This window comes from Sulfurimonas sp., assembly GCF_018698455.1.
GTDB lineage: Bacteria > Campylobacterota > Campylobacteria > Campylobacterales > Sulfurimonadaceae > Sulfurimonas.
Genome location: NZ_JABIOQ010000002.1, coordinates 34,450 through 47,018 on the forward strand (window position 1 = coordinate 34,450; position 12,569 = coordinate 47,018).

Annotated in this window: 12 protein-coding genes and 1 pseudogene; 1 reads left to right on the plus strand and 12 read right to left on the minus strand. The window is 34.1% G+C overall.

All coding sequences use genetic code 11. The annotated features are described in order from the left end of the window. Nucleotides 1–27 precede the first annotated feature (27 nt). Nucleotides 28–1,686 (plus strand): 2-isopropylmalate synthase, encoded by a 1,659-nt coding sequence (gene leuA / locus HOG88_RS00500; protein ID WP_295002093.1) that lies wholly within the window; start codon nucleotides 28–30, stop codon nucleotides 1,684–1,686. Here the strand turns inward: leuA and HOG88_RS00505 are convergent. The 12 genes and pseudogenes from HOG88_RS00505 to HOG88_RS00560 all read right to left on the minus strand — a co-directional run bounded on the left by HOG88_RS00505 (nucleotide 1,683) and on the right by HOG88_RS00560 (nucleotide 12,181). Beyond that, the gene (locus HOG88_RS00505; protein ID WP_295002094.1) at nucleotides 1,683–3,674 is read right to left on the minus strand and encodes a penicillin-binding protein 1A; all 1,992 of its coding nucleotides are present in this window, start codon (nucleotides 3,672–3,674) and stop codon (nucleotides 1,683–1,685) included. The two genes, leuA and HOG88_RS00505, sit on opposite strands and share 4 nt — an antisense overlap. Next, nucleotides 3,671–4,360: an ATP-binding cassette domain-containing protein gene (locus HOG88_RS00510; RefSeq protein ID WP_295002095.1), complete on the minus strand. Its 690-nt coding sequence runs from the start codon at nucleotides 4,358–4,360 to the stop codon at nucleotides 3,671–3,673. The genes HOG88_RS00505 and HOG88_RS00510 overlap by 4 nt, the downstream gene beginning before the upstream one ends. Then, a complete protein-coding gene (locus HOG88_RS00515) occupies nucleotides 4,360–5,451 on the minus strand; it encodes a pyridoxal phosphate-dependent aminotransferase family protein (RefSeq protein WP_295002096.1) in 1,092 nt (363 codons plus the stop codon). The genes HOG88_RS00510 and HOG88_RS00515 overlap by 1 nt, the downstream gene beginning before the upstream one ends. After that, nucleotides 5,451–5,996: a septum formation inhibitor Maf gene (gene maf, locus HOG88_RS00520; RefSeq protein ID WP_295002097.1), complete on the minus strand. Its 546-nt coding sequence runs from the start codon at nucleotides 5,994–5,996 to the stop codon at nucleotides 5,451–5,453. The genes HOG88_RS00515 and maf overlap by 1 nt, the downstream gene beginning before the upstream one ends. Continuing rightward, a complete protein-coding gene (locus HOG88_RS00525) occupies nucleotides 5,997–6,479 on the minus strand; it encodes a hypothetical protein (protein ID WP_295002098.1) in 483 nt (160 codons plus the stop codon). Next, nucleotides 6,479–9,031, minus strand: a complete 2,553-nt coding sequence (gene alaS / locus HOG88_RS00530) for an alanine--tRNA ligase (RefSeq protein ID WP_295002099.1) — start codon at nucleotides 9,029–9,031, stop codon at nucleotides 6,479–6,481. Before alaS ends, HOG88_RS00525 begins: the two co-directional genes overlap by 1 nt. 157 nt (nucleotides 9,032–9,188) lie before the next feature. Continuing rightward, nucleotides 9,189–9,467 (minus strand): annotated as a pseudogene (locus tag HOG88_RS00535) (hypothetical protein); the annotation flags it as partial. Nucleotides 9,468–9,778: 311 nt separating this feature from the next. Continuing rightward, on the minus strand, nucleotides 9,779–9,976 hold the full coding sequence (locus HOG88_RS00540; protein ID WP_295002100.1) for a hypothetical protein: 198 nt from the start codon (nucleotides 9,974–9,976) through the stop codon (nucleotides 9,779–9,781). Beyond that, nucleotides 9,976–10,176 (minus strand): addiction module protein, encoded by a 201-nt coding sequence (locus HOG88_RS00545; RefSeq protein WP_295002101.1) that lies wholly within the window; start codon nucleotides 10,174–10,176, stop codon nucleotides 9,976–9,978. The genes HOG88_RS00540 and HOG88_RS00545 overlap by 1 nt, the downstream gene beginning before the upstream one ends. Nucleotides 10,177–10,567: 391 nt before the next feature. After that, the gene (locus tag HOG88_RS00550) at nucleotides 10,568–10,822 is read right to left on the minus strand and encodes a type II toxin-antitoxin system RelE/ParE family toxin (RefSeq protein ID WP_295002102.1); all 255 of its coding nucleotides are present in this window, start codon (nucleotides 10,820–10,822) and stop codon (nucleotides 10,568–10,570) included. After that, nucleotides 10,823–11,029: a hypothetical protein gene (locus tag HOG88_RS00555; RefSeq protein ID WP_295002103.1), complete on the minus strand. Its 207-nt coding sequence runs from the start codon at nucleotides 11,027–11,029 to the stop codon at nucleotides 10,823–10,825. Nucleotides 11,030–11,311: 282 nt separating this feature from the next. Continuing rightward, nucleotides 11,312–12,181, minus strand: a complete 870-nt coding sequence (locus tag HOG88_RS00560) for a hypothetical protein (protein WP_295002104.1) — start codon at nucleotides 12,179–12,181, stop codon at nucleotides 11,312–11,314. Nucleotides 12,182–12,569: the final 388 nt, after the last annotated feature.

Genomic DNA, 12,569 nt, shown 5'->3' on the forward strand with positions numbered 1-12,569 from the left:
TTTAAAATATCAAGTGAAGGATTCATAATGAATCAGATTTCAATAGGTAAGTATAGAGCTTACCCCCAAATAAAGTTGCCATCTCGCCAATGGCCAAACAATACAATAACATCCGCTCCTATATGGTGTAGTGTAGATTTACGTGATGGTAATCAAGCACTTGTTAACCCTATGTCAATGGAGAAAAAACTTGAATTATTCGCACTCTTACTCAAACTTGGATTTAAAGAAATAGAGGTTGGATTTCCTTCCGCATCTGCTGTAGAATTTGATTTCTTACGTCGTCTTGTTGATGATAATCTTATTCCAGACGATGTTACGGTTCAGGTACTTGTTCAAGCTCGTGAGCACCTTATAGAAAAAACATTTGAATCACTTAAGGGTGTTAAAAAAGCTACGGTTCATCTTTACAATTCAACTTCCGTTGCACAAAGAAAAATAGTTTTTGGAAAAACAAAAGAAGAAATCACAGCACTTGCATTAGCTGGAGTTAAGCTTGTTAAAAAACATGAAAAATCTCACGATGGACAAATTTGCTTAGAGTATTCTCCGGAGAGTTTTACTGGAACTGAGTTAGAGTTTGCAGCTGAAATATCAAATGCAGTAACGGCTTGTTGGGGTATCAGTCCTACTCGTAAAGTCATCATAAATCTTCCAGCAACTGTGGAAATGGCAACACCAAATATTTATGCCGACCAGATAGAATGGATGGCTCAGAATTTAGACAACCGTGAAAACGTAATTATCTCTACTCACACGCATAATGACAGAGGAACTTCGGTAGCAGCAACTGAGCTTGCACTTTTAGCAGGAGCAGATAGAGTCGAGGGGACACTTTTGAGTAATGGTGAGAGAACTGGTAATGTAGACATCATTACTCTAGCTCTAAACATGACAACTCAAGGTGTTGACTCGCAGTTAGATTTTAGCAATGTTGATGAAGTCTTGGATGTAGTTGAGAGATGTACAGAGATAGATACTCATGTTCGTCATCCATATGTTGGAGAACTTGTATATACGGCTTTTTCAGGTTCACATCAAGATGCAATAAAAAAAGGTATGAGTTATCAAGCAGAGAAAGAAGATTCTTTTTGGGAAGTTCCATATCTTCCAATTGATCCGGCTGATGTAGGCCGTACTTATGAGAGTATTATTAGAATAAATTCTCAATCAGGTAAAGGTGGAGTGGCTTATATACTTGAAAAAAATTATGGATACCAACTACCAAAGGCTATGCATCCTGAAATAGCCAAGGCTGTACAAACATTGACTGAAACAAAGGGACGAGAGTTAGAAAATCAAGAAATTTTAGACGTTTTTAAAAAGACTTATCTAGAAGTTCAAGAGCATATTTCTTTAGTTGATTTTACATTTACATCTGATAAGAAAGTTTCTAAATGTACATTGACTTATCTTTACGATGGCAAAGAGGTTATATCTAATGGCGAAGGAAATGGTCCAATAGACGCTTGTAAAAAAGCACTAAGCAAGGATTATAAACATAAGTTTAGTATAAACTCTTACTCTGAACACTCTCGTGGAGACAAAAGTTGTGCCCAAGCAGTTTCATATATTGAACTTCTTAGCGATATAGGAAATATGCATTTTGGAGTAGGTGTTGATAACGACATTGCAACAGCATCTATTAAAGCAATGTTCTGTGCTCTTAATAGGACATTTAACTAAAAAAGAAGTTCCGCTTCAGGGTCAGAGTTATCCTCTGTCCTGGGTGGTTTAGATATATCACTAAAGTATTCTTTTTCCCCATCATACTCTACTTCAATAATTCCCTCAGGAACATCAAACTTACGCTTAATCTGTGGATATAACTTAAGTACACTTCTGTAAAAATGAGAAAAAGCTGGTCCAGCAACTCGTCCACCAGTCTCTCTATTATGCATTGGAGTATTATTATCGTTTCCAAACCAAACTACAGTTGTCATAGTTGGAGAATACCCTGCTAACCAACCATCTACATTGTTATTAGTTGTTCCAGTTTTACCTGCTAACTCTAAACCTCTCACTCGAGCTCTTCTAGCAGTACCGCGTTGAACAACATCTCTTAAAATTGTTGTCATTATATAGGCCTGAGTAGGAACTGTGATTTGATGTGACACTTCTGTTCTTTCATAGATAGTCTTGTTTCTTTGATCAATTCTTAATATCATCTGTGGTTTAACTTTTTTTCCATTGTTCGCAAATGAAGTATAGTTTTCGGCTAACTCAAGCGGAGACATTGACATTGTTCCAAGTGAGATGGAGAGGTCTTTAGGAATGTGCTTAATATCATATTTCTTAAGTCTTTTAATAAGTGTTTTTAGCCCTATATCGTTTACAAGGTTAATTGTTGCAAGGTTTCTTGAGTGTATGAGAGCTTCTCGCAAACTCACTATGCCCTTATAATTTTTCTCATAGTTTCTAGGACGCCATTTCATATCTTCACCATTCTTTTGATACTCATAAGTTTTGGCAATATCAACAAGTTGTGTAGCTCCTGAGAATCCTAAGTCAACAGCAACTTGATAGATAAAAGGCTTAAACGCAGAACCTGGCTGACGACGACCTTGTGTGGCACGGTTGAATGAGCTCACTTTATAGTCAACACTCCCAACAAGAGCTAATATATCTCCACTGCTTGAGTCAACTGAAACTAAAGCACCATTTAGTTGTGAGATATTTACATCCTGAAGTACAAAGCTTTCATCTTTTTGAAGTTTTTTTAAATCTTTTGCTTTGTACTTATCCACTCGACCTATAGAAGCTTTATAAGCAAATTCTAAGGCTTTTATTGCTAATTGCTGTAGTCTTAAATCTATTGAAGTGTAAATTTCATAACCACCACTTTTAAAGTTGTCAATACCAATAGCTCTAAATCTACGTGCTACTTCATCTACGATAAAGGGAGCTTTGTTCTGTGTTAATGTAGTGTTAAAAACTTTAGGATTCTGGGCAATCGCATTGTCGTATGTTATGTCATCTATCCAACCTAAAACATGCATTCTTTTTATAACTCTATTTGCTCTACCCATTGAGATTTCATAGTTTTTTGTTGGTGCATATGTACTGGGCGCTTTTGGTAAACCTACTAAAATAGCCATCTCTTTAAGTGTGAGTTCATTGAGGTGTTTATGAAAGTATCCATCTGCAGCTGTTCTTATACCATAGTATCCATGCCCATAGTATATTTCATTGAGGTAGCATTCTAATATTTGCTCTTTTGAAAGAGAGAGTTCTACTTTTATAGCAAAGATTGCTTCTTTTATTTTACGAGATAATTTTTTATCTCTCGTGAGAAGAACATTTTTAACAAGTTGTTGAGTGATTGTACTTGCACCCTCAACCGCACGACCTGCGCGGATAACTTTTATAACAGCCCGAAAGATTGCGTCAATATTTATTCCGGGATGTTCAAAAAATGTTGTATCTTCTATTGCGACAAGAGCTTCTATTATGCGAGGTGGAATAGTCTCAAAAGGTGCAAAATATCTATGTTCACCTTGAAATATATTTGCTATTTTTTCACCATGTTTATCATAAATTCTACTTGTAAGAGATGGTCTGTAATTCTCTAACGGTGAGATATCATAGTCAAAAAAGAGAAGGAAGTAGGCAACAAGAACAAATGGAGAAATGAAACCTATAATAAATAGTGTTAGTAGTGTTCTTTTTATCATTTCCTAAATTCCCTATTAACAAAATTTGATTCTATGAGTACTTTTGTATACTCTTGTTTTGGTGAGCTAATTATATCACTCATTTTACCACTCTCAATTATTTTTCCATTTTTAAGAACGGCTATATCTTGACAAAGTACTTTTACTGAAGTTATATCATGTGTTACAAAGAGTATCTTAAAATGCTCTTTTTTTTGCAAGTCGCCCAGTAGCTGTAGGATAAGCTCTCTTGTCTGTGGGTCTAGTGCTGTTGTTGGTTCATCTAGAAGTAAAAGTTTTGGACTTATACTCAAAGCCATTGCTATAAGAACACGTTGTAACTGTCCACCGGAAAGCTCAGGTGGGAATCTTTCTAAAAGTTCATAATCTAAATCAACCTTATCAAATAATTCTTTTATCAATAACTCTTTAACAAAGAACTGTTTTTTTATCTTCGTAAGAGGGGAGAGTGCCGTAAATGGGTTTTGAGGTATAAACGCGACACTCTCTCCTGCTATTAAGTCAAAATCAGAATTGATCTTGAGTTCGCAAGACATATCTTGGGGGAGTATAGACAGAAGAGCTTTTAAAGTTAGGCTTTTACCACTGCCGCTTTCACCGACTAAAGCTAGAGACGTATCTATGTTCAAATTAATATCTACTAGGTTGTTATTCTTGTGTGTGATTACTAATTTTTCTATTTTCATTATTGCATCTTACTTAAGTGTTTACATAAGTCTTTTAATGACTCTTCACTTTGTGATACTCTCGCAATAAGCCTAATAATTGCACTTTTAACGGTTGGTTGACGTATAGCACCTACTCCAAAACCTAATGAAAAAAGTTCATTTTTTATATCGAGGACTTTTTGATTGCTTCCAATTAAAATAGGAACTATGAGGCCTTTAACTTGAATGCCGAGAATTTCACTAATAATATATTGTCTGCGTTTAATTGCTTTATTTAAAGTATCTTTATTGTTTAAAATATATTCAAGTGACTTATGAGCTAAGAGTGTGTCATATAAAGAGAGAGCAGTTGCATATACAATAGGTTTTGCACGATTAAGTAGATACTCAACTATGTGCTCATCCGCTAGTATAAAAGCACCAAAGCTACCATAAGATTTACCGAGTGTTCCCATCTTAATATGATTCTTTTTTGGAGTAATGTTATAGTAATCAAAAACACCCATAAGGCTATCACCAATTACACCACTACTATGAGCTTCATCAACTATTAGTATAGCATTTGAATCATCTGCAATCTTAAAGACTTTCTTAGGACAAAGATCACCGTCCATAGAATATATACCTTCTACCGCAACTATTTTACGTTTAGCATGAGAGTTTTTTAGAAGTGAGTTTAGCCCATCCATATCATTATGTTTGAAAAAAACTACATCAATGTTGTTGAGATTTGAGGCTAAAACACCAGATGCATGATAAAGCTCATCCATAAAAAGAGTGTCTCCTTTACGTACAAGGGCCTCGATTAAAGCAATATTTGCATTAAAACCACTTCCTACAATTATGCCCGATTCAAAGTTGTTTGCCTTACAAAGTGCATCTTCAAAATCTTTATGAATTTGATGATATCCGTTGACAAGGAGAGATGCTTTCGCACTATGAACTTCTAAGTTTGAAAGTTCTTGGGATGTTTTTTCGTGAAGTTCTTTGTTGTGAGCGAGGCCAAGGTAATCATTAGAAGCGAAATCTTTAATGGAGTAGTTTATAACTTCACGAGTTCTATAGCGACCTGATTTTTTAAGTGCTTTTAACTCGTTTTCATAAAACATTAGATAAATCTTTGAAGGACTTCTATACTGAGTCCCATAGCAGTACTTTCATAGCCTCTAACTTCTTTGATGTAAGATTTACAAAATCCTTCAACCATACAAGCACCAGCCTTACCCTTCCATTCACCATTTTTGAGGTAATTTTCAAGGTCTTCTTCATCAAACTTATCAAAAAGATAGTCTGTTTGACTGATATCTATAATCTTTTTCTCTACAGAGTGGTAAATCATACAGGTAATAATACTCGTAATATTTCCACTTTGTGTAGATAAAATATAACGAGCATCATCAATGGATTTTGCTTTTCGCAGTATTTTTCCTTGAGCTGTGACAACGGTATCGGCGACTAAAAGGGGCATGTCTTCATAGCCAAAAGCGGTAATGTTGGCATTATACTTTCCAAGTGTAGCTTGATATACAAAATTTTTAGGAGAGGTCGCGACGATGCTGTCCTCATCATAATCAATGCTTTCTTGCTTGAACGCGACACCTGCGTTTGTAAGAAGCATATGTCGTGTTTGAGATGAAGAAGCTAGACGTAGCATTTAAAAAACTGAAGAGAAATATGAACCTAGAAATATAGCGATAGTTCCAAGTGTGATATTTAGCGGAACCATAAAACGACCGATCATACCAAGTTGATTTTTAGCTGTTACAAAGTCACCTTGCACAAGAGCTTTTGCTGCTTTGTTTCTTCTGTAAACCATCACTAAATATGCAATGAACATAACAGTCCAAATACCTTCTTTAGCATAACCAATAGTTTTATAGTCAGTAGAAGAAATTGAATAGCCTTTAATCATTAAAACAGCTGTGACAACGAGTATAAGTATAAAAGGAGCGACTATAATAAAAAGGTTTTTGAGTGCATGAGAAACTCTCTCTAAACGCTGTCCTGGAGATTCTATCTCCATAAATGATGGATGTGCGGCATAACGAAGTGCTACCATCCCTCCAACCCAAACAACAGCAGAGATTACATGTAAAAAAACTATGTATGTTTTATATTCTAAGAAAAATTCAGTCATTATGCAAGAGCCTTTGTAATAAATTCTAAAGAAGCAACTTTTGCTTCTGGTAGTTTAGCAGGAAGTTTCCCACCAGCTTGAGCGAAGTCTGGCCGACCGCCACCACCGCCACCAAGTATAGGAGCAATATTTTTAATCCAGTCTCCAGCTTTTGCATTGGCATTTTTTACACCACAAGCTATGAGAACTTTATCTCCTTTTACTTGAAAGAGCATAGCACAGAGTTTCTCATTGTCATTTTTAAGTGCGTCTATCTTCTCTTTGATATCACCAGTTGGGTACTCTTCAACTATTACAGAAACACCATTTACTTCTGATGCGACAACTTCTATCTTTACAGAATTCTCTGCATCTTTTAACTCAGACTTGAGTTCTACGATGTTAGTCTTTAAACGCGATACACCTGCAAGAATATCAAGGTTCTTAACTTCAGACTCAACTGCTTTTACTAGAGTTCTTTGTTCACAAAAGTGTTTGTAAGCTGCATTACCACAAACTGCTTCTATTCTTCTCACACCGGCAGAAACACCGCTCTCTTTAGTGATGATGAATGAGCCTATGTTAGCAGTGTTATTTACATGAACACCACCACAAAACTCTATAGATGCATCAGCAAAACTTACAACACGAACTTCATCGCCATATTTTTCGCCAAACTGGCTTTTAGCACCACTTTTTTTGGCATCGTCTATCCCTAAAACTTCTGTTTTAGTTGAGATACCTCTCATGATGGAGTTATTGACTCTATTTTCTATTTCTTGAACTTCCTCTGCACTTACAGGCTTTGGATGAGAAAAGTCAAAACGCAGTCGAGTCGCTTCGTTAAGTGAACCCGCTTGAGAGATATGATCTCCAAGTACGTCTGATAAGACTGCATGTAAAAGGTGTGTAGCTGAGTGATGTTTTATGATTTCATTTCTACTTATATCTACATGAGAATCTACAACAGTTCCAACACTTAGACCTTTACTAACTTCTACTTGAACTAAGTTAAGTCCGAAAAACTTCTTCGTATCAAGAACTTTAGCAAAACCTTCCAACTCGCCACAGTCACCAGTTTGTCCACCAGATTCAGCATAAAAAGGAGTGATGTCTAAAAGTACCCAACCTTTTACATTAGCTTCTAATGTTTGTGTGGATTTAAAACTTGCATCTAAAAGTGCTAAAACTTCTCCAGAATGCTCAGTAAAGTCATAACCAACAAAAGTATTCTCTCCAAACTTCTCTAAAAGCTCTTTAAAGTCACCGTTAACCGCATCGTCTCCACTGCCTTTCCAAGCAGCTTTTGCAAGTGTGCGCTGAGCTAACATAAGTTCATCAAATCTTTTTGAATCAAGACCTAGTTCTTTCTCTTTAAGCATGTCCTCTGTTAAATCAAGTGGAAAACCAAATGTATCATAAAGTTTAAATGCAACCTCTCCAGAAAAAATGTCTTTAGTATTTTTCAACTCTTCTTCAAAAAGAGCGATTCCAGACTCAATAGTCTTAAAAAACCTTGCTTCTTCAAGTTGTATTTGTTCTTTGACTGCATTTGATTTTGGTGCTAAGTATTCATACTCACCACCCATAATCTCTACAAGAGTATCAACTATTTTAAACATAAATGGAGCACGAAAACCTAGAAGGTAACCATGACGAACTGCACGGCGAAGAATTCTACGAAGTACGTAACCACGACCTTCATTTGAGAAGTTTGTTCCTTGAGAGAGAAGAAAAACAGCTGTTCTAATATGATCTGCTATAACGCGATAAGATGCACCTGTAGCATACTCATACTTTTTAGCTATCATTTTTTCAACAAGTTCTATCATTGGCATGAAAAGTGATGAACCATAGTTAGAAAGATGACCTTCTTTTATAGCTATAACACGCTCAAGACCCATACCAGTGTCAATTGATGGTTTTGCAAGTGGAAGTTTTGGTCCACCTTTTTCTTTGATTTCATACTGCATGAAAACAAGATTCCAGATTTCTAAAAATCTATCACCTTCTCCACCCATTCTATCTTCAGGACCAGAAAAGTTTTCTACACCTTGATCATAAAATATTTCTGAACATGGTCCAGATGGTCCAGTATCACCCATTGACCAGTAGTTGTCAGCATCGCCTAAGCGCATGATTCTATCTGCACTTATATGTTTTTTCCAAAGCTCTTCCGCCTCATCATCAGAATCATGAACCGTTACCCAAAGCTTATCGATATCAAGTTTAAGTATTTGAGTAATGAACTCCCAAGCATGAGAGATAGCTTCTTCTTTAAAGTAGTCTCCAAAAGAGAAATTACCCATCATTTCAAAGAAAGTATGATGACGTGCTGTATGACCTACATTTTCAAGATCGTTATGTTTTCCACCTGCACGAATACAGGTTTGGCATGAAGTGGCACGGGGGTTAGCGGGACGTGGTACTTCACCTGTGAAAATAGACTTAAAAGGTACCATTCCGGCATTGTTGAAAAGTAATGTTACATCATCAGGTACTAATGGTCCTGATGCTACTCTCGTGTGTTGTTTTGATTCAAAAAATCTTAAATATTCTTCTCTAATGTCCATAATGCATCTCTTATATAAAATTACGCGATTATAGCTAAAATGTACTAAATTTATTGATTTTTAGACTCTCTTTTTCTTTTTATACCAATGGTCAGAACAAGTTATACCCAAAAGAACTACACTAAAGGTGATAAAGTCTAAATTAATGAAAAAAGAATTAATTTAGTTCAGTGAATATTTCAACATCTTTAAAGTATTTTTTAAATATCTCTATGGCTATACCATTACCTAGAGTTAAAAACTCTCTTTTTTCATTTAAAATAGGCGTTGTTTTATAAACGCAACTTGGGGATTTAGACTTTAGAACTATTGCATCCACATCGAGGTGTTTAAGACAAAAGGATTCTATTTCATCGTGAAGTTGTTGTGTTATATCTTTGTTTGTGGAGTCGGTGATAATTCTATTTTCACCATTAATATTAATGACATTAATGCGTTCACGAGGTGTTCAAAAATGAGGTGCTTCTGGACAAAAAGGAATGATTTCGTAATCTCTATAGGCTTTTATTACAGATATGTTTATGATTTATGCACCTATTCTTTACATCATTACCTATTTAGTCTTGGATGGAAAAGAAGATTTCCAAGCTTCTCAACTAGCACCTTTAGTTGGTGTTCATTATAGAAGCCGTTTTACTTAAACTTTTCTTATTACTTTTTTCGTTCAGTCCAATAATTTGGATATCTGTGATGATGTGCAATTGCTATGATTAAGATACAGTCTTCTTCTATGGAGTAGAGTACATTTTATGGGAACTTATGCATGATACATCTTCGTATATTTGGTTTAATAGTAGTCCATGCTGTTGGAAAGGTAGCAACTCTTTTTATCGTTGACTTAGCGACACTTTTAAATGTAACTCCTAAACCTTTTGCTTGGAGTTCATAGTATTGAACTGCTTCATCTAGTTCAGCTTTTGCTTCTGGTAAAAACACAATTTTCATTAATTGAAAACATCCTCAAATGGAATAGTCTGAACTTTATTGTCTCTATAGTTGTTAAGTCTCTTTTCTGCTTCATTAGCCCAAATAGTGTCAACACTCTCATCTGGTATATCTAAGCTCTTTAGTAAGCTTTCTACAACTATATAACGTTCTTGAGGGTTTAGCTTTAGTGCTTCTTGTAGTATCTGTGCATTACTCATGTGGCACTCCTCGTTTTTTGTATTATATCAAAATACTAATCTACTTTTACTTTAGAAACAGAGTGGAAAGTAGTTTTATATGGTATTAACTATAAAGTGACGACTGTAATTAATTCTCTAGCTATAGCTTTTTTTACAAAAACTTTTAGGAATTAGATACATTTATTTAGGCTACTTAATTTTGTGTCAGTAGCCGATAGTCATTAACATTATATTATAGTTCGACAATTTGGCTTGAAACTTAGAGATGCTCCAAAACCTACAGTTTTGTAACTTTTTTACACTCATCATTTGAGAAATAAGAAAACTGATTTTACTGGTTTATGATAATAAAATTACTTCTGATAAATTAGTCTGTATTAATCTCTGATTCATTAATGTCAATATATTTCTACATCATTAAAATACTAACACTTTTGGGGTATATTTTGTAAATTATTTTAGTACCGTCTAGAACAATTTCTCTAATCTTCTCATCATTAAATGTAGCATTGATTTTACCTATAAAAGGGTACTGTAACATATCTGTAATACGGGATACAAGTTTTAAAGTATACTGTTTTGCTCTTTGAGGGTTATCTTCTGAGATGAAACTCTTTGTTTTAAATATAAATTCTTTAGAGTCTTTTGAAAAATTTACTTTCATTTATTTATTGAGTTCATCTAGAATCTCATCTGATGAGTAAACTTCACCATTTTTAACTTGTTCTAAACCTCGGGTAATACCATCCTTTTCAAATTTATAGATAGAGTCATCAATGATTTCTACAGATTCACCTTGTTTTGTTAGTGATTCTAAAAATGATAATATTTTTTGAGATACACTCTCTGATGCATTTAAATGTAAAGTCATAGTGTTAACCTTTGAAATTATTTCTTCTATTATAGCTTATATTAATAAACTCTGTGGAGTTATATATCTTAGAATTGTGGAGCATTGACTGTTATCGTGGGCCAAACCTTCTACTTTCCCTTCACTGCCTACATTTTCATACATCTTCTTTTTATAACGGGTCTTAAATAGTGCCTTATTTTTAGTCTTAAGTTATATTTTGTTCTTTTATTTACTCCAAAACCTACAGGTTGTAGAACGGTCCCTTTAAGGACTACTGGCATATTCACTATCTTGTAATTTTTAATAAGCTAATTTTTTGAATTCACCTAAATTATCATTTATATAAGGCATATATTCACAGCCTATTTTAAAAAAACCTTCTCGTAATTTATTTTTAGCATATAAATTATGAGTTAATTCAAAACCTTCTGTTAGTTTCTTTGAAATCTCTGTTGATTTCCAGTCCGAAAAAATAATCCCACTAATATTCTCATACTCATCTGTAGCAAAATAATTTGTTTTAATTTTTACATTATTGGACTTTTTTACATTTAATCTATGTTGATTACTGACTTCTTTTGTCGTAAAGTTATATGTCATAGAGCCAATTCCATAAAGAGCTTTTTGGATTAGTGGAAAATCCATTTGAGCAATTTCTGTTAAGTCCAACTCTCCAGTATTCATAGCGATTAAGACGATATCCTCACTACCAATAACTCCAGATTCTCTATGGTTCTCTATTTGTTTATATTTTGAAGTAATTGTTGAAGTAATTCTCAATATATAATCTTCATCATTAAATGTATGTAATACGTCATCATCACATTCTTTTACAGCACCATTTCCTTTTGACAAAGTAGCACATTCTATCCAAATAATTTGATTGTCATTTTGTATTTTAACATCTGGGGCATTGCCTTTTGGGCAATTAATATCAAATCCTAATTCCATAAGTTTAATAGTAAAGTATAATTCCCAAACTCTTGGATGCCACTGTTTTTTAATACCATCTAAAAAGTTATTTTCTTCATAGTTCAACTCTACATACTTATTATAAAGTTTTTGAAAAAAACTTTTAGCTTCAATTGCTAGTGAAGATTTTTCTAGTGCTATATTTTCGTATGCAGGATGATAATTGACAGTTTCACTTAAATCAAATAGTTCTTTCAATTCTTGTTTATCTTTATTTTTTACTATTTAGGATTTTAAGTAAAGCTTGTGCAGTTTCCGAATCTCCATTTGCGACAGCTTTATTTATTAAATTTTGCAAATTACACCCCTGTGAATGAATCTCCACTTTTATGATATAATTTTCAACTATTGACATAATAAAAGAAATAAGGATTTTTAATGCCTACAAGATCAAGAGTTGATATTGCTGGTTATCATCATGTTATCAATCGTGGTGTAAATCGTTGTAATATTTTCAACTCAGATTTTAAATAAAAGTGCTACTTTAAATAAAGTCATTATACATGATTACTGTTTGATGGATAATCATTATCATCTGCTTATAGAGACTACAAAAGAGAATTTACCTGTACTCATGCGTACTATA